At 60.6% G+C, this 17,902-nt stretch carries 12 protein-coding genes; 7 read left to right on the forward strand and 5 right to left on the reverse strand.

Going from position 1 to position 17,902, the window contains the following annotated elements; genetic code table 11:
• Positions 1-5: 5 nt before the first annotated feature.
• The 4 genes from RHP74_RS30825 to RHP74_RS30840 form a co-directional block, all read right to left on the reverse strand.
• Positions 6-251, reverse strand: a complete 246-nt coding sequence (locus RHP74_RS30825) for a GlsB/YeaQ/YmgE family stress response membrane protein (RefSeq protein ID WP_010465333.1) — start codon at positions 249-251, stop codon at positions 6-8.
• 110 nt (positions 252-361) lie between these two features.
• Positions 362-1,444 carry a 5-(carboxyamino)imidazole ribonucleotide synthase gene (locus RHP74_RS30830; protein ID WP_077748549.1) on the reverse strand — a complete coding sequence of 361 codons (1,083 nt, stop codon included), beginning with the start codon at positions 1,442-1,444 and terminating at the stop codon, positions 362-364.
• Between the two features lie 11 nt (positions 1,445-1,455).
• Positions 1,456-1,947 carry a 5-(carboxyamino)imidazole ribonucleotide mutase gene (gene purE / locus RHP74_RS30835; RefSeq protein WP_008150032.1) on the reverse strand — a complete coding sequence of 164 codons (492 nt, stop codon included), beginning with the start codon at positions 1,945-1,947 and terminating at the stop codon, positions 1,456-1,458.
• 332 nt (positions 1,948-2,279) lie between these two features.
• The gene (locus tag RHP74_RS30840) at positions 2,280-3,197 is read right to left on the reverse strand and encodes a LysR substrate-binding domain-containing protein (protein ID WP_077748548.1); all 918 of its coding nucleotides are present in this window, start codon (positions 3,195-3,197) and stop codon (positions 2,280-2,282) included.
• 180 nt (positions 3,198-3,377) lie between these two features.
• Here RHP74_RS30840 and aspA point away from each other — a divergent pair, with 180 nt between their 5' ends.
• The 7 genes from aspA to RHP74_RS30875 all read left to right on the forward strand — a co-directional run bounded on the left by aspA (position 3,378) and on the right by RHP74_RS30875 (position 16,150).
• Positions 3,378-4,802, forward strand: a complete 1,425-nt coding sequence (gene aspA / locus RHP74_RS30845; protein WP_010465341.1) for an aspartate ammonia-lyase — start codon at positions 3,378-3,380, stop codon at positions 4,800-4,802.
• 521 nt (positions 4,803-5,323) lie between these two features.
• Positions 5,324-6,775, forward strand: a complete 1,452-nt coding sequence (locus tag RHP74_RS30850; RefSeq protein WP_010465343.1) for a sodium:alanine symporter family protein — start codon at positions 5,324-5,326, stop codon at positions 6,773-6,775.
• Between the two features lie 104 nt (positions 6,776-6,879).
• On the forward strand, positions 6,880-7,884 hold the full coding sequence (locus RHP74_RS30855; protein WP_311096948.1) for an asparaginase: 1,005 nt from the start codon (positions 6,880-6,882) through the stop codon (positions 7,882-7,884).
• Positions 7,885-8,031: 147 nt separating this feature from the next.
• Positions 8,032-9,024 carry an AraC family transcriptional regulator gene (locus RHP74_RS30860; RefSeq protein ID WP_311096950.1) on the forward strand — a complete coding sequence of 331 codons (993 nt, stop codon included), beginning with the start codon at positions 8,032-8,034 and terminating at the stop codon, positions 9,022-9,024.
• 246 nt (positions 9,025-9,270) lie between these two features.
• Entirely contained in the window at positions 9,271-10,302 is a 1,032-nt protein-coding gene (locus tag RHP74_RS30865) for a histone deacetylase family protein (protein ID WP_311096952.1), read from the forward strand.
• 12 nt (positions 10,303-10,314) lie between these two features.
• Positions 10,315-11,415 (forward strand): polyamine ABC transporter substrate-binding protein, encoded by a 1,101-nt coding sequence (locus tag RHP74_RS30870; protein ID WP_010465352.1) that lies wholly within the window; start codon positions 10,315-10,317, stop codon positions 11,413-11,415.
• A gap of 151 nt (positions 11,416-11,566) precedes the next feature.
• Positions 11,567-16,150 carry a dermonecrotic toxin domain-containing protein gene (locus RHP74_RS30875; RefSeq protein WP_311096955.1) on the forward strand — a complete coding sequence of 1,528 codons (4,584 nt, stop codon included), beginning with the start codon at positions 11,567-11,569 and terminating at the stop codon, positions 16,148-16,150.
• Between the two features lie 132 nt (positions 16,151-16,282).
• Here the strand turns inward: RHP74_RS30875 and RHP74_RS30880 are convergent, their stop codons facing one another.
• Positions 16,283-17,833: a PLP-dependent aminotransferase family protein gene (locus tag RHP74_RS30880; protein ID WP_311096957.1), complete on the reverse strand. Its 1,551-nt coding sequence runs from the start codon at positions 17,831-17,833 to the stop codon at positions 16,283-16,285.
• Positions 17,834-17,902 lie beyond the last annotated feature (69 nt).

A 17,902-nucleotide genomic window follows, 5' to 3' on the forward strand; every position in this document is an offset into this window, starting at 1 on the left:
TTGAATCAGTTCTTTCTGATCAAACCGTAGATCACCAGCAGCACCACCGCGCCGACCAGCGCACCGATGAAGCCTGCACCTTCGCCTGCGTGATAGATGCCCAGAGCCTGGCCGCCATAAGTGGCCGCCAGCGAACCGCCGATACCGAGCAGGATGGTCATGATCCAGCCCATGCTGTCATCACCCGGTTTCAGGAACCGAGCCAGCAGGCCGACGATCAAGCCGATAAAGATGGTTCCGATAATTCCCATGGCACTTCCCTCTGATTGAATGGCAATGCAGAAGCCTAGTCAGACTTTCGCATCCTGCCATGAGAGAACGGCGGACCTAGAATGGTTCCGCCGCTGCCACATGAAACTGTTTATTCGGCGATGAGCGCTTCGACCTTGAGGATCTGCGCGGCCAGTGTTTCGCGGTTTGCACAACGCAGGTTGGCGTGACCGACCTTGCGGCCAGCCTTGAACGCTTTGCCATAGTGATGCAGATGGCAATCGGCGATGGCCAGGACCTTTTCAGTCTCCGGGACTTTGCCGATGAAGTTGAGCATCGCGCTCTCGCCGACCTTCGCCGTCGAACCCAGCGGCAGGCCAGCAACAGCCCGCAGGTGGTTTTCGAACTGGCTGCACTCGGCGCCTTCAGTGGTCCAGTGACCCGAGTTATGCACGCGCGGGGCGATTTCGTTGGCCTTGAGGCCACCGTCGACTTCAAAGAACTCGAACGCCATCACGCCGACGTAATTCAGCTGCTTGAGCACGCGGCTGGAATAGTCTTCCGCCAAGGCTTGCAGCGGATGGTCGGTGCTGGCCACGGACAGCTTGAGGATGCCGCTGTCGTGGGTGTTGTGAACCAGCGGATAGAACCTGGTTTCACCATCGCGAGCACGCACGGCGATCAGCGAGACTTCGCCGGTGAACGGCACGAAGCCTTCCAGCAGGCAGGCCACGCTGCCCAGTTCGGCGAAGGTGCCGACCACGTCTTCCGGTTTGCGCAGGACTTTCTGGCCCTTGCCGTCGTAACCCAGGGTGCGGGTTTTCAGCACGGCCGGCAGACCGATCGACGCCACGGCAGCGTCCAGATCGGCTTGCGATTGAATGTCGGCGAACGCAGGGGTGGGAATCCCCAGGTCCTTGAACATGCTCTTCTCGAACCAGCGATCGCGGGCGATGCGCAGGGCTTCGGCGCTCGGGTAGACCGGGACGAATTGCGACAGGAAAGCCACGGTTTCAGCCGGGACACTTTCGAACTCGAAGGTCACCAGATCGACTTCATCAGCCAGCTGACGCAGGTGGTCCTGATCGCCATAATCGGCCCGCAGGTGTTCGCCCAACGCGGCTGCGCAAGCATCCGGTGCCGGGTCCAGGAAAGCGAAGTTCATGCCCAGCGGGGTGCCCGCCAACGCCAACATGCGGCCCAACTGGCCGCCACCGATTACACCGATCTTCATCGTCAACAACCTCAGGCGATGCGTGGGTCTGGATTTTCCAGGACGCTGTCTGTCTGCTCAGCGCGGAATTTTTTCAGCACCGCGTGGAACTGCGGGTGCTTGGCGCCGAGGATACTCGCCGACAGCAGGGCTGCGTTGATCGCGCCGGCCTTGCCGATGGCCAGGGTGGCAACCGGAATGCCCGCTGGCATCTGCACGATCGAGAGCAGCGAATCGACGCCCGAGAGCATCGACGACTGCACCGGCACGCCCAGCACCGGCAGGTGGGTCTTGGCCGCACACATGCCAGGCAAGTGGGCCGCGCCGCCGGCACCGGCGATGATCACCTCGATGCCACGCGCCTCCGCCTCTTCGGCGTACTGGAACAGCAGGTCCGGGGTGCGGTGGGCAGAGACCACTTTCACCTCGTAAGGGATGCCGAGCTTTTCCAGCATATCGGCGGTGTGGCTAAGGGTGGACCAATCGGACTTGGAGCCCATGATCACGCCAACCAGTGCACTCATCGTCGTGCCTCTTCTCTCTGGGCGCCCGCAGGCGCGTCAAAAAACAACAAGCCACGCAAAATGCGTGGCTTGATTGTACGAATTATGGCCAGTCAAGCCGGCCGAAGGCCGCGCAGTATACCTCAATGAAGCAGATAAACAGCCCCTGAAACGACCATCTGTCATACGGCGCAAAGTGCCGGTTTTATTGACTTGAAGGTCAGCGAAAGAACACCACAAATCCCCTGTGGGAGCGAGCCTGCTCGCGAATGCAATGTGTCAGTCGCCGACACTGTTGACTGAACCACCGCACTCGCGAGCAGGCTCGCTCCCACTTTTGATCTTCAGTGGTTTCAGGAACCCGTCGTGCCTTGGGCGGCGCCGCCTTCCAGTTTGCGCCACAGCAAACGAACGTTCGCCTTGCGCACCAGCGCACAGCGATACAGTCGGATCTCCAGCGGCACATGCCATTGCGGGCCGCCGCAGACCACCAGTTCACCGCGCGCCAGTTCGGCACGCACGCTCAATTGCGGCACCCAGGCAATCCCCAACCCCTCGAGCGCCATGCTTTTCAAGCTGTCGGCCATGGCGGTCTCATAGATGGTGGTGAAGCGCAGCGCACGCTGGCGCAGCAGCATATTGACCGAACGCCCGAGAAACGCACCGGCGCTGTAAGCGAGCAGCGGCACACTGGCCTCGCCTTCCAGATCGAACAAGGGTTTGCCCTCGGCATCCGCCGCGCACACCGGCAACATCTCGGTGTGGCCAAGGTGCAGCGACGGGAAGATTTCCGGGTCCATCTGCAAGGCCGCGTCCGGGTCATAGAACGCCAGCATCAAGTCGCAACCGCCCTCGCGCAGCGCATGCACCGCGTCGCCGACGTTGGTCGCCACCAACCGCGTGGCAATGTTCAGGCCTTCATTGCGCAACTGCGCGATCCAGCGCGGAAAGAAACCCAAGGCCAAAGAGTGAGCGGCAGCCACTTGCATCACTTCGCCCTGCCCGCCTTCCAGGTGATGAAGGTGGCGCAGCACTTCGCCGAGCTGTTCAACCACGGTCCGCGCGGTCACCAAAAACAACTGTCCCGCCGCCGTCAGTTCGACCGGCGTGCGCGAGCGGTTGACCAACGTCAGCCCCAGCGCGGCTTCCAGGCTGCGGATTCGGCGACTGAACGCGGGCTGCGTCACGAAGCGGCGTTCCGCAGCCTGGGAGAAGCTGCGGGTGGCGGCCAAGGCGCTGAAGTCCTCGAGCCATTTACTTTCCAGATTCATCACGTCCTCCCGGACACGCACCAATTTAGGTCACACGCTCGCCGCACACACGGCGTCACACCGGCATTATGCCGAATGTGCATAGGCCAGTGTTTAACAGCATTGGCCGAAAATTCTCTACAAGCCTAGCATTTGCAGCGTTCCGGCACAGACCGGGTCCTTATCGAGATGATTTCTATCATGTCCTCCGCTGCATCTTTCCGCACAGAAAAAGACCTGCTTGGCGTACTCGAAGTACCTGCTCAAGCGTATTACGGCATCCAGACCCTGCGAGCGGTGAACAACTTCCGTCTCTCCGGCGTTCCGATTTCGCATTACCCGAAGCTGGTTGTCGGCCTGGCGATGGTCAAACAGGCCGCCGCTGACGCCAACCGCGAGCTGGGTCACCTGAGCGAAGCCAAGCACGCGGCCATCAGCGAAGCCTGTGCCCGTCTGATCCGCGGCGATTTCCACGAAGAGTTCGTGGTGGACATGATTCAAGGCGGCGCTGGCACTTCGACCAACATGAATGCCAACGAAGTCATCGCCAACATCGCGCTGGAGGCCATGGGTCACCAGAAGGGCGAATACCAATACCTGCACCCGAACAACGACGTGAACATGGCGCAGTCGACCAACGACGCCTACCCGACCGCGATCCGCCTGGGTCTGCTGCTGGGTCACGACGCGCTGCTGGCCAGCCTCGACAGCCTGATCCAGGCGTTCGCTGCCAAGGGTGTTGAGTTCAGCCACGTCTTGAAGATGGGCCGTACCCAGCTGCAAGACGCCGTGCCGATGACCCTGGGTCAAGAATTCCGCGCCTTCGCCACCACGTTGAGCGAAGACCTGGCACGCCTGAAAACACTGGCACCTGAACTGCTGACCGAAGTGAACCTGGGCGGCACCGCGATCGGTACCGGCATCAACGCCGACCCGCGTTACCAGCACCTGGCCGTTCAGCGCCTGGCCCTGATCAGCGGTCAACCGCTGGTTCCGGCGGCCGACCTGATCGAAGCCACCTCCGACATGGGCGCCTTCGTGCTGTTCTCCGGCATGCTCAAGCGCACCGCGGTCAAGCTGTCGAAGATCTGCAACGACCTGCGCCTGCTGTCCAGCGGCCCGCGCACCGGCATCAACGAAATCAACCTGCCGGCGCGTCAGCCAGGCAGTTCGATCATGCCCGGCAAGGTCAACCCGGTAATCCCGGAAGCGGTTAACCAGGTAGCGTTCCAGATCATCGGCAACGACCTGGCCCTGACCATCGCTGCCGAAGGCGGCCAGTTGCAACTGAACGTGATGGAGCCGCTGATCGCCTTCAAGATTTTCGACTCGATCCGCCTGCTGCAACGCGCCATGGACATGCTGCGCGAGCACTGCATCGTCGGCATCACCGCCAACGAAGAGCGTTGCCGTGAGCTGGTCGAGCACTCGATCGGCCTGGTCACCGCGCTGAACCCGTACATCGGCTATGAAAACGCCACCCGCATCGCCCGTATCGCCCTCGAAAGCGGCCGCGGCGTGCTGGAACTGGTGCGCGAAGAAGGCTTGCTCGACGACGAAATGCTCGCCGACATCCTGCGCCCGGAAAACATGATTGCTCCGCGTCTGGTGCCTTTGAAGGCTTGACCGAACGCAGACTCTTGCGCTTTTAACGAAGAGCACCAGGAGCCACACGCTCACCAGGTCGAGGGACTAGACACCTCTCACCTTTTGAGGGCTTGGGGATTTATTCCCCAAGCCCTTTTTTTTAACTTCTGAAAGGAAAACCGTCTTCTGTAGGAGTGAGCCTGCTCGCGATGAACGATAACGCGGTGTAACTGAAATACCGCGGTGCCTGCATCGCGAGCAGGCTCACGCCTACAAAGGCCTGGCTCAAAAAGTCAGGTGTTTCAAAGGCTTCGTTTCGTCGCTTGCACCACAACCGTGCAGACGGACGGCACTCTCCTAGGTATAGTGCCGCCCCTCTTCGCGTGAGCGGTCGTCGGTAACGAGGCCCAAACCCATGCGAAACCCGAACTAATAACAAACCTGCGATATGGGCCCGGGACGAACACTCGCCTCACTGTTGTGCCACGTGCACACCGGTGTAACGCGATGTTTCTGCCTGCCCAACATTTGCCTACACAAAAAACAGCGAGGAATAATCCATGCTCGAAGTCATTAACGACTTCCTCTCAGGGAAAGTACTGATCGTGCTCATTGTCGGGCTCGGTAGCTACTTCACGATCCGCTCGCGTTTCGTTCAATTGCGCCATTTCTTCCACATGTTCGCGGTGTTCCGCGACAGCCTGAAAAGCAGCGCCGGCCAACTCAGTTCGTTCCAGGCCTTGATGCTCAGCCTCGCCGGCCGTGTCGGCGCGGGTAACATCGCCGGTGTCGGCATCGCCGTTACCCTGGGTGGCCCGGGGGCGGTGTTCTGGATGTGGGTGACCGCACTGGTCGGCATGTCCAGCAGCTTCTTCGAATGTTCCCTCGGCCAGCTCTACAAGCGCTGCGATGCCGACGGCACCTACCGTGGCGGCCCGTCCTATTACATCCAGCACGGTCTGCAGAAACGCTGGCTGGGCATGATCATGGCGTTCCTGTTGCTGGTGACCTTCGGGTTTGCCTTCAACGGCCTGCAATCCCACGCCGTGACTCACTCGCTGAACAACGCGTTCGGCCTCGACACCACCTACACAGGCCTGGCCCTGGCGGTGCTGCTCGGTCTGGTGTTCATCGGCGGGATCAAGCGCATCGCCAAGGTCGCTGACCTGCTGGTGCCGGTGAAAACCCTGGTGTACATCGGCGTGACTATCTATGTGATCGTGCTGCAGTTCGACCAGGTTCCGGGCATGTTGATGACCATCGTCAAAAGTGCTTTCGGTCTGGACCAGGCCTTCGGCGGCCTGATCGGCAGCGCAATCGTCATGGGCGTGAAACGTGGCGTTTTCGCCAACGAAGCGGGCCTGGGCAGTGCGCCGAACGTGGCGGCCGTGGCTTCCGTCGAGCACCCGGTGGCACAAGGCGTGGTTCAGGCGTTCAGCGTGTTCCTCGATACTTTCGTGATCTGCACCTGCACCGCGTTGCTGATCCTGCTCTCGGGTTTCTACACCCCAGGCTTCGAAGGCGACGGCATTGCCCTGACCCAGAACTCGCTGGCCGCCGTGGTCGGTGACTGGGGCCGCAGCTTCATTTCCGTGGCGTTGTCGTTGTTCGTGTTCACCTCGATCCTCTACAACTACTACCTGGGCGAGAGCAACCTGCGCTTCCTGATCGGTGAAAACCGCAAGGCGCTGATTGGCTACCGCGCGCTGGTGCTGGTGTTGATTTTCTGGGGCGCCATCGAAAACCTCGGCACGGTGTTCGCCTTCGCCGACATCACCATGACCATGCTCGCGTTCGTGAACCTGATCGCGCTGTTCCTGCTGTTCAAGGTCGGCATGCGCATCCTGCGTGACTACGATGACCAGCGTGCCGCCGGGATCAAGACGCCGGTATTCGATTCGAGCAAATTCCCGGATCTGGACCTGGACTTGAACGCCTGGCCAGCCAATCCGCCGGCCGCGGCTCCAAAGGCTGAAGCCGAACTGCAAGGCGTACCCGCAGCGCAACGCTGATGGGTAAACGACGGGCGCATCCTCTGCGCCCGTCAGTTAAAGTGCACAACTTGTGGGAGCGGGCAGGCTCGCTCCCACATGTCATCTCTTGCGGAGACTTTCCCATGGTTCCCAACTCCTACCCTGCCGCCCAGCACGTCATGGTGCTCTACACCGGTGGCACCATCGGCATGCAAGCCAGCGCCAATGGCCTGGCCCCGGCGTCCGGTTTCGAAGCGCGGATGCGTGAATATCTGCACAGCCAGCCCGGCGTGGTCGTGCCGCAGTGGCGCTTTCGCGAAATGTCGCCGCTGATCGACAGCGCCAACATGAGCCCGACGTACTGGCAGCAACTGCGTGAAGCGGTGGTCGACGCCGTTGATGTCCAAGGCTGCGACAGCGTGCTGATCCTGCACGGCACCGACACCCTCGCCTACAGCGCCGCCGCGATGAGTTTTCAATTGCTCGGCCTGAATGCCCGCGTCGTGTTCACCGGCTCGATGCTGCCGGCCGGCGTGACCGACAGCGATGCCTGGGAAAACCTCAGTGGCGCGTTGGTTGCCCTGGGCCATGGCCTGGCGCCGGGCGTTCATCTGTATTTCCACGGCGAACTGCTGGACCCGACTCATTGTGCGAAGGTTCGTAGTTTCGGTCGCCATCCGTTCAAGCGCCTGGAGCGTCAGGGCGGTGGTGTGAAGGCCACGTCGCTGCCGGCTCAATTGAATTACAACCAGAGCAAGCAACTGGCGAAAGTCGCGGTGCTGCCGTTGTTCCCAGGCATCGGCGCCGAGCAGCTTGATGGCGTGCTGAACAGCGGCATCCAAGGCTTGGTGCTGGAATGCTACGGCAGTGGCACCGGGCCGAGCGACAACCCTGAATTTCTCGCCGCTCTGGAGCGGGCGCGGGACAAAGGTGTAGTTGTTGTCGCCGTCACCCAATGCCATGAAGGTGGCGTTGAGCTGGATGTCTACGAGGCCGGTAGCCGGTTGCGAGGCGTGGGTGTGCTTTCGGGCGGCGGCATGACCCGTGAGGCGGCGTTGGGCAAGTTGCATGGGTTGCTGGGTGCCGGGCTGGACACCTCTGAAGTCCGGCGTCTGGTCGAGCTCGACCTTTGCGGTGAACTGGTCTGATACACCGCAGGACCTGTAGGAGCGAGGCTAGCCCGCGAAGACGTCCTTGAAGGCGCCAAAAGCTTCGCGGGCAAGCCTCGCTCCTACAAGTATTCATTCGCGGCATACAACTTGCTCGATTCCAGCATCCAATCGCTGGAACTTCCCATGCTCCACTCCCACCTCACCACCCTCAACGCCGTCTCCCTGGTGCTCAACACCTTCAAGGCCGAAGGCTTGTCCAGCGAAGCACTGCTGGCGGGAAGTGGCATCAGCGCGGCGGATCTGAGCCGGGCGGACACGCGCATCACCACCAACCAGGAGATGCAGGTGTGTGCCAACGCCGTCGCGCTCAAGCGTGATATCGGCCTGGAACTGGGGCGGCGGATGCACGTTTCGTCCTACGGCATACTCGGTTATGCGCTACTCACCTCTGCCACCTTCGGTGACGCTTTGCGCCTGGCGATGCATTATCCGGCGCTGTTGGGAACACTTTTCGAGTTGAGCCTGGAAGTCGACGGCGAGCGTGTGTGGTTCGTCGCTGCCGATTATCGAGAGAACCCGGCGCTGGCCGTGTTCAACGCCGAGTTCTGCCTGGTGTCGTTAAAAGTCATTTGCGATGACCTGCTCGGGCACCCGCTGCCATTGCTCGCCGCTCGCCTGGAACATATGGCGCCGGATTATCGGGCGAGCTACGCCGAACACTTCGACTGCCCGCTGCACTTCGACGCGCGAGATAACGCCTTCGCATTCGACAAGCGCTGGCTCGACCAGCCCTTGCCGCTGGCCGATGTCATCACCCATCAGGCCATGGTCGACCGCTGCCGCAAGCAGAACACCGAATTCACCGGGCGGCAGGCGTGGTTGGGGCGGATTCGGCAGTTGCTTCGTGCGCAACTGAATGCAGCCCCGGGGCTGGAAGGTTTGGCGTTGCAGATGAATTGCTCGGCGCGCACCTTGCGCCGCCATCTCAAGGACCTGGGGTGCAGCTATCAGGAATTGCTCGATGAACTGCGCTTCGAGCTGGCCAAGCAGATGCTCTGTGAGGATCAGCTGCCGATCTACCGGATCGCCGAGGCGCTGGGCTTCAGCGAAACCGCGAGTTTCCGCCATGCGTTCGTGCGCTGGAGTGGTGTGGCACCGAGTCAGTTCCGCCCTTGACCCCCAACTCTCTGTAGGAGCGAGGCTTGCCCGCGAAAGCGTCTTCAAGTACGCCAAACGCTTCGCGGGCAAGTCTCGCGCCTACAGGTGGTTGCCCAACACCGGGGCACTTGCGCGCCAATAAAGGGCGAATTCCGGTCAGATCTTTTGGCCATATCGATCCCCTTTTGGCCTTTCCTGCCGTTCTCCGAATCGCGCTACGCCGCAAGACTGTGTTCAACCGAATCAGCCTGCGGAGAACAAGAAATGCTGACGATCTACTCGGACGATCACCACCTGCACCACGGCCGTTGTGAATTGATGGACGGGCAACTGATGCCCTGCTTCGAAATGCCCTCGCGTGCCGACCATGTGCTGCAACGCGTGCAAACGCAGAACCTCGGCCCTGTCGAAGCGCCGAAGGATTTCGGCCTCGACCCGATCGCGCGCATCCACAGCCGCGACTACCTCGACTTCTTCAAAGGTGCCTGGGCACGCTGGACCGAATTCAAAACCGACGGCGATTTGCTGCCCTACACCTGGCCAGCCCGCACCTTGCGCCGGATCATCCCCACCAGCCTGCACGGCCAGCTCGGCTATTACAGCTTCGACGGCGGCGCGCCGATCACCGCCGGCACTTGGCAAGCGGCATACAGCGCAGCGCAAGTGGCCCTCACCGCGCAAGCCGCCATCCAGCGCGGCGCTCGCAGTGCCTTTGCCCTGTGCCGTCCACCGGGACACCATGCCGCCAGCGACTTGATGGGCGGTTATTGCTACCTCAACAACGCCGCCATCGCCGCTCAAGCGTTCCTCGATCAAGGCCACAAAAAGATCGCGATCCTCGACGTCGACTACCACCACGGCAACGGCACCCAATCGATTTTCTACGAACGCAGCGATGTGCTGTTCACCTCGATTCACGGCCACCCGGAAGCCGAATTCCCGTTCTTCCTCGGCTATGAAGACGAGCTCGGCGAAGGGGCCGGTGAAGGCTTCAACTTCAACTACCCTTTGCCGGCTGGCAGCGGCTGGGACCGTTGGAGTGCAGCGCTGGAGCAAGCCTGCAACGAGATCGAAACATACGGCGCCGGCATCGTCGTCGTGTCCCTGGGCGTCGATACGTTCAAGGACGATCCCATCTCCCAGTTCAAGCTCGACAGCCCCGATTACCTGGCCATGGGCGCGCGCATCGCGAAGCTCGGCAAGCCGACGCTGTTCGTGATGGAAGGCGGCTACGCGGTAGAAGAAATCGGCATCAATGCCGTGAACGTTCTCGAAGGTTTTGAAAGCGCCCAATGAGGAATTAGAACAATGAACAGACTCACGCGTTTTATCGCACCGGTACTGTGCGCCACAGTACTCGGTGGCGCCGCCCACGCTGAAGAGCGAACGTTGCGCGTCTACAACTGGTTCGACTACATCACTCCCAAGGCGCTGGAAGACTTCAAGGCGCAGAACACCCAGACCAAACTGGTCTACGACATCTTCGACACCAACGAAGCACTTGAGGCCAAGCTGCTGACCGGTAACTCCGGCTACGACGTGGTGGTGCCCTCCAACGTGTTCCTCGCCAAGCAGATCGAAGCCGGCGTGTTCCAGCCCCTGGACCGTAGCAAGTTGCCGAACTGGAACCACCTCGATCCGAAGCTGATGAAGCTGCTCGAAGGCAACGACCCGGGCAACAAATTCGCCGTGCCGTACATGTACGGGACCATCCTGATCGGCTTCAACCCGGACAAAGTCAAAGCCGCGCTGGGCGACAAGGCGCCGGTGGACAGCTGGGACCTGATCTTCAAGGAAGAGAACATCAGCAAGCTCAAGCAGTGCGGCGTCGCCCTGCTCGACTCGCCGTCGGAAATCCTGCCCCTGGCCCTGCAACACCTCGGCCTGGACCCTAACAGCAAGAAGCCGGCGGACTACGAAAAGGCTGAAGCGCTGTTGATGAAAATCCGTCCGTACATCACCTACTTCCACTCCTCCAAATACATGGCGGACATTGCCAACGGCGACATCTGCGTCGCGGTCGGTTATTCCGGCAGCTTCTCCCAGGCTGCCAACCGCGCCAAGGAAGCCAAGAATGGTGTGGTCGTCGACATGCGCCTGCCCAAGGAAGGCGCGCCGATCTGGTTCGACATGCTCGCAATCCCCAAAGGCGCGAAGAACCCGGAAGACGCCTACACCTTCATCAACTACCTGCTGCAACCCCAGGTGATCGCACCCGTCAGCGATTTCGTCGGCTACCCGAACCCGAACAAGGACGCCACGGAACTGGTCGACCCGGCGATCCGAAACAACCCGAACCTGTACCCGACCGAAACCGCGATGGGTACGCTGTACACCCTGCAACCGTTGCCGCGCGATGCCGAACGCGCGCGGACCCGGGCCTGGACCAAGATCAAGTCCGGGACCTGATACCCGACTGAAAACCGAAGACCCGCGGCGACGCGGGTCTTTTTTTGCCTGCGATATTTATGTACCACCCGACACGGGTGGCCACCCGATACCTTCTACCGATTCCGCGCTGCGCAATCAGCAGCGGCGCGCTCTCAGTCAGGAGACGACCATGTCCGAAACCGTTGCCCCGAGTGCAGAAGAGCTACTGACCCAACTGGTCACCGGCCCCTCGATCAGAGAAGTCGCAGCGGCCGCGCTGAGTCCTGCGCTCAACGCGCTGTATCCGCAGTTGAGGATTGACCCGACACTCGCCACGGTTGTCACCCCGACCTGGGTCGATACCGGCACCGAGGTAGTGCCCGGCCCTAACGTGTTTGAATCGCTCACCGATGTGTTGGTACGACTCGGTTTGTCAGGATCGACGGTGACGCTCATTGATGGAGAACACTTCCTGACCCTGCAACCGGGCGCGGAACCGCAGGCTCAACTGCCGGTGAAAATCGATGCCATCGGCAGCCTGCTCAATGCGCTCGCACCGCAGTTGTTCATCGCCTATCAGCAACAGCAGCTTGATTACTGGAACCAGGAGACAAGCCCTTCGACGCCGCGCTGGCATTCGCTCGCGAAATCGCTGCAGGACATCTGGAGCCCCGATCCCGCCTCGGACTGGGATGCGGATGAAAAAGCCATGGCCCAGGCCATCTTCGATCATCCGGATCGCGCAACTCGGACACAGGACAAGTACCTGACCAAGGCCTGCCTGATCGACACCGATCGGCTTGAGAACGCCGTCAGCGAACACCTGCGCGTTCTGGATATCGCCGTGTTCGTGGGCACATCGGGCACGCGCACCCTGGTGCTGACGCACTCGATTGCCGAAGGGTTCAAGCGTTACGAGTCGGTTGCCGCGCTGGGTGAAGCCGTGTTCAAACACCCTGGAACGTCAAGCGTCGAGCAGACCCTGCAATGGCGTCTGTATGAGCCCGAGGGCAACTTCTTTCACCACCAGGCCTGCGCGCTGATTGCGCTTGAGGTCGAAGCCATCGGTGCATTCGGTGCGGTCCAGCGCGCGTCTGCCACACCTCTTTCGCCACAAATCAGTGCGGCGGCAAAAAGCTTCACTGAATTTGAAGCCCTGCCGTCGTCACGCTTCAACAGGGTTCAGGGGTTGCTGACCGACTGGCTGAAAAACGCTTCGTCGGCGGACCTCTCCCGCTACAGCCGACACTTGATGGACCTGGCACAGCTGCGGGAACAGGACGCTGGAAAAACCTTCGACGAGGACATCGCGTCACTGCCGGCGTTTGCGCTGCAGACCCTGCGAGAGCAGATGATCAAGGATCATCCCGCGGCAGCGGACCTGGACCTGCAAGACATTGAAATCAGCATCACCAGCGTCGTGGTGCTCGGCGCTGTCGTGATACCCGGCAAGACGCAGACCACCACGCTGTCGCTGATTGAGCTGGCGCTGCAAAACCTGATTGCCGTTCCGCTGGGAAACAAGACGGTGAACTGCAAAAACGGCGACGCAGTGCCCATCTGGATGACCCCTGCCTATCTTGAAAAGCTCGTCACACAGGTCAATATCGGTGGGGTTTACCCGGCGCTGATCAAGCGCAAGTTGCTTGACGACCCGGCAGAAACGTTGCGACGACAGACGCTCTACACCCGCCATCTGCGTATCCAACTGCCCTTGCAGGCGCTGCAACAGAAGATGCGCGGCGAGGCGGGTATTGATGAACGTGGTTACCAGTACGTTAACGCCGTCATGCTGGAAAACGCTGCCGACCGCAGGGTAAACGGGCAGGAGATTGTCATTCGACCGCTGGCCTTTATGACCGGTGATCGCGCCGGCAGCCAAGGCGATGAAGTCGCCAACATGTTCGTCATCGGCCCCAGGCTCACCGATCAAGGGCCGTGCCTGCTCTACCGACCATTGCTCACCCCCTCGTTGATGCAATACCCGAGCGAGGCCAATCTGCTGTATGCCATCAAACACGAAAAATCACTTCGCCAATCGATCCTGGCCTGGCTGTCCGACGATGTTCGGTTCAACTATTCCCAGTATGTGTTCTCGGGTGATTTGCCTTCGGTCTGGACGTTGACCCAATTGCTGGTCGATCCCACGTCAGCCCTGGGCAAGATGGGCACGGTGACGCTCAGTGCAGCAGCCCTTGATGACACACCGCTGGCCGCCCTGTTCAAGGCCAACGCCAACGCCATGATTACCTTGGCGGACCAACAATCGGTGTCCAATGCGCAAGCCCGCTGGGCAACACTCAAGCAAGGCACATGGATGCTGTTCAATGTCGCTCTGCCCTTTCTTGGTCGCACCGCCGGGGTGGCTGCGTGGATCTGGCAGATCATGGACGACTTGCAGGACATTACCGAGGCAGCAGAGATCGATGACAGCTCACTCGCCTGGTCCGCCCTGACCGATCTGCTGTTGACCCTCGGCATGGTGCTGGCTCATCGCGCCGCCACTCGCAACAAACCCGTCTCGCGGTTGCCCGAGAAGGTCGAGCCGCCACGCGTCATACCCGAAAGCAAGCCTGCGCACACCATCACGGTGAGTCATCTGCCCGACCTCAATCAGCCTCCACCCTCCCATGAGGTAGCGATGCACGCCATCGCCACGCTGCCGCCTTCATCCCTGGGCGTCTTGCTTGATGAACTGGCCGTCGCCGAACCCAAAGGGATGGCCGCCGCCTCCAGCGAGCCCGGCCTTCGCCAACACCTCGGTTCGCTCAAGGGAAAATGGTATGCGAAGGTTGGCCAGCGATGGTTCGAGGTCACCCTCAACGACAATGACGATGTGCAGATCATTGATTCACGCCGGTCTCCCGCACGCACGGGGCCGTTGCTGATCAAGAACGCCAGGGGTGAATGGTTTATCGATACGCGGCTGAGGCTCAAGGCCGGAGGCAAGGAGAAACAACGGCTGGAGCAACAAAACCGGCAACGCCAGGCTGAACTGAAACAGCAAATGATCGCGTTCGAAAGCCAGACCCAAAGCCGCGAAACAGAGCTCAAGGAAGCTCAAAAAAACGCCCAGGCGACGACCGCCACCGACACCCATCGCCGCGTGTACCTTGAAATGCTCGACGCGCAGATGTCACTCCTCAGCACCAACATGGAACAGATGAAAGCCTTCAATGCTCGCGAGGCGATTCCCAATTACCGAAAAGCAATGATCAGTCGCCTGGATTTCCAGCTGTCGCTGCTGCAAAGATGGTTCGTTCAACAGCAGTCGGTTTTCGGCAATCAAATGCGCTTTTCCCTCGATCTTCTCGACAACCCGTCAACGGAAAATACACAGACCACCCGGCAAATCCATCAACTCACCGGCGAGTTGACCGCCAGCTACATCAATAAAATCGAGTCGGCACAGGCGTGCTTCGAGCAACTGAACCTGCTCGGCAAAGAAGCCATCGAAGTTATCCGCGACGTTAAAGCCAACATGCCGTCGTTCGATTTAAAGGACCTCAAACTGTTTCAGATCACACTCGGCCAGGAGTTGTGCCTCGACAACAGCGTTGAGCCCGCACCTGAAGCGCGCCAGGCACTGGAGAGCGTTGTCGAAAATGCAGGCCTTGCGATTCAGGCCTCACTGGACCTGATCGCTGACGAAGAAGTGCTGCACTTGCCGGATCGGATCGACGGGCTCAGCGATCTGGTGGAGCAACTGACGATCACCGACCAGCGCATCGTCGATCTGCCCACGGAGTTTCCCGGTCAGTTCCTGCAACCACCCCTCGACGTGATGCGCCAACGTCTCGACGGTTTTCAACAGCGTACCGTGAAACACCTGGCGAGCTTGCTGCGGGAGCGCAAGGCACTCGAGCCGCTACCCGGCCCTTCCCGTCCACCGACCGCGCCCGCCAAGCGAATCATCAAGACCCGCTACAAAGGTACTGTGGTGGGCCAGCCTCGTGCCGACTCCATGACACACGGTTCAGAACTGATCGACGTGACCTCGGCGTTGACCGGTAAAGTCATCTCGACTTTTCATGAGAAAACCCCGGGGGTCTGGGTTGAAAGAGTGGCCCCGCCACCGGTTTCCGCCATCGTTCTCCAACCCGACTTGAGTGCAAGCACCGCTCAAGGGCAGGCGTTGCTGGAGGGATTGGAAGCGTTCATTCGTCGAACGCAAGCCCATTCAAAAGGGATGCGTCGAATCCCCGTGGAAATCGAGGAGATGTTTCATCAGCAGGCTCACCGGCTGCAGGACGCCGCCAGCGCAATCGACGCAGCGTTGGTCGCGACCAATGCCACCGAGGGCGGTCCGGGATCCGTCGTCGTTTTGGTCAAGCAGCTAAACGACGCGGCGACCAAGCTGTATAACCAGGGACGCGTCACGCGAATCAGCATGACCAAACTACAGCCGCCGACAGCGGAGCGCGTCCGCTGGCTGCAAAGCGAAGGTCAGGTCGACATCGTCAAGAATCCAGGCCGACGCTTGCTCAAAAGCCGTAAACGAGACTATCTCGAGGAATATGAGGTCCGCGATCACAGCAACCAAAGTGTTCTGTGGTATGCCCACTTCCACTATGCGGAGCCCGCTTCACCTGCACAAACCTTCACCGCGGCACACCTGAAAACTGTGCAACAACGACTGCTGGGTGGCGCATCCGAGTCCCGCCACGCCAACGACGACCTCCAGGCGATCTCGATCTACCGCAGCGAGATCAGCCCGCAACTGGCGACGTCCCTGTTCTTCGCAAAAGTACCGGCCTCGGCCTCAGGGTCATAAACCGTACTGAACCCGAGACCTGCATTCGCGGGTCTTTTTTTACCCGCGATATCTATCTACCACCTCCAGTGGCCGACGCCTGATTACCGTCGATGCACCAAGAGGCTTTCCCGGCCTCGTCATTGCCCCCACCTAAGGACGCCAGACCTTTTCCAGTCGCCCGAGCGCGGCGCTGATGGCCGCCTCGGGCACCGCCGCGAAACCCAGGACCAGCCCCGCGCGCTGGTCCACTGGTTCTGTCGAATTCGGCAGCCAGTAGCCGCTCAGGGCATTGATCTCGACGTCGACACTCGCCGCCTGCTCCACCAGTTCGCGCTCGCGGGCCTGTGAGTCGACCGCCACGGTCAGATGCAGCCCTGCCGCGACACTCGGCAGGCTGCCGATGCCGGGAATATTCCGCGGCCAACCGGCCAGCAAGGTATTGCGCCGGCTCAGGGCCGCGCGACGCATGCGGCGGATATGCCGCTGGAAATGCCCGGCAGCCATGAACTCGGCCATGACCGCTTGGGTACTGACCTCGGAGTGCCGGACGTCCACCGCTCGACGTTGCGAAAACGCCTGCACCAGCGTTGGTGGCAACACCAGGTAACCCAGGCGCAGCGCCGGGAAGGCAACTTTGCCAAACGTCCCGACGTACAAAACCCGGCCCTGCCGGTCGAGTGCGGCCAACGGGGCCAGTGGCGCGCCGCTGTAGCGGTATTCGCCATCGTAGTCGTCCTCGACGATCCAGCCTTGGGTACGTTCGGCCCAGGCCAGTAACTCAAGACGTCGCGCCAGGCTCATCACCACCCCGGTCGGGTATTGATGCGACGGCGTGACATACGCCAGTCGACAATCGCTGAGACCATTCAATTCGTGGCAGTCGATGCCCTCACTGTCCACCGCCACGCCATGCAATCGCGCACCGGCCACGGCGAAGGCATGACCTGCCGCCCGATACCCCGGATTCTCGATCGCCACCCCATCGCCCGGTTCCACCAGCAGCTGTGCACAAAGGCTAATCCCCTGCTGCGCGCCGCTGGTGATCACTATTTGTTCAGCCGAACATTGCATTCCTCGTGAACTGCGCAAATACGCGGCGATCATGCCGCGCAAACGCTCGTCCCCTGCCGGATCGCCATAACACAGTTGCTGTAAATCCGGTTTACGCCAGAAAGCGGCATTCAGCTTGGCCCAGACCTCGAAAGGAAACAGATCGAACGCCGGAACACCCACCCGAAAAGCCCGCGGCGGACCGCTCGGCGGCAGGGCCAAATGGTTCTTTTCTACGCGCCCCAACGCGCCACTGTGGATAACTTTACTGGATGAAATCACAGGTAAATCCAGCCAATTTGTGGATAAGGCTGTGGGTAACCCTGTTGACAACCCTGTGGATACTTTTGTGGATAATTTTTTCCCGGATGCCGCGGTTTGAGGCAATTGCGCGACGTAAGTCCCGTCACCCACCCGCCCCTCGATAAACCCCTCGGCATAGAGCTGGTCGTAGGCCCGCACCACACTGTTGCGGGAAATTGCCAACGCCGCCGCCAGATCCCGGGTGGCCGGCAATCGCGTGCCACTGGCCAGTCGTCCGTCGAGCACCCGCAGGCGCAAGGCCTGATAGAGCTGGCGACTCAGACCTTGGCGACGGTCGAGTTCGATACCCGCGGGGTTGAAGGACAACGAAAGCGACGTCTCGCTCATGACAATGGACCTATGAAATTGGTCATTAATGGCTCTTACAACAGACCAATAGCCTGCCTAGGATGGATG

Source organism: Pseudomonas sp. SG20052, assembly GCF_031766055.1.
Taxonomy (GTDB): Bacteria; Pseudomonadota; Gammaproteobacteria; order Pseudomonadales; family Pseudomonadaceae; genus Aquipseudomonas; species Aquipseudomonas mandelii.

Excerpts from the sequence above, each read along its gene's own strand:
- purE (WP_008150032.1), bottom strand. The coding sequence starts at position 1,947 with ATGAGTGCACTGGTTGGCGTGATCATGGGCTCCAAGTCCGATTGGTCC.
- aspA (WP_010465341.1), top strand. The coding sequence starts at position 3,378 with ATGTCCTCCGCTGCATCTTTCCGCACAGAAAAAGACCTGCTTGGCGTA.
- RHP74_RS30830 (WP_077748549.1), bottom strand. The coding sequence starts at position 1,444 with ATGAAGATCGGTGTAATCGGTGGCGGCCAGTTGGGCCGCATGTTGGCG.
- RHP74_RS30850 (WP_010465343.1), top strand. The coding sequence starts at position 5,324 with ATGCTCGAAGTCATTAACGACTTCCTCTCAGGGAAAGTACTGATCGTG.
- RHP74_RS30880 (WP_311096957.1), bottom strand. The coding sequence starts at position 17,833 with ATGAGCGAGACGTCGCTTTCGTTGTCCTTCAACCCCGCGGGTATCGAA.
- RHP74_RS30825 (WP_010465333.1), bottom strand. The coding sequence starts at position 251 with ATGGGAATTATCGGAACCATCTTTATCGGCTTGATCGTCGGCCTGCTG.
- RHP74_RS30840 (WP_077748548.1), bottom strand. The coding sequence starts at position 3,197 with ATGAATCTGGAAAGTAAATGGCTCGAGGACTTCAGCGCCTTGGCCGCC.
- RHP74_RS30875 (WP_311096955.1), top strand. The coding sequence starts at position 11,567 with ATGTCCGAAACCGTTGCCCCGAGTGCAGAAGAGCTACTGACCCAACTG.
- RHP74_RS30860 (WP_311096950.1), top strand. The coding sequence starts at position 8,032 with ATGCTCCACTCCCACCTCACCACCCTCAACGCCGTCTCCCTGGTGCTC.
- RHP74_RS30855 (WP_311096948.1), top strand. The coding sequence starts at position 6,880 with ATGGTTCCCAACTCCTACCCTGCCGCCCAGCACGTCATGGTGCTCTAC.
- RHP74_RS30870 (WP_010465352.1), top strand. The coding sequence starts at position 10,315 with ATGAACAGACTCACGCGTTTTATCGCACCGGTACTGTGCGCCACAGTA.
- RHP74_RS30865 (WP_311096952.1), top strand. The coding sequence starts at position 9,271 with ATGCTGACGATCTACTCGGACGATCACCACCTGCACCACGGCCGTTGT.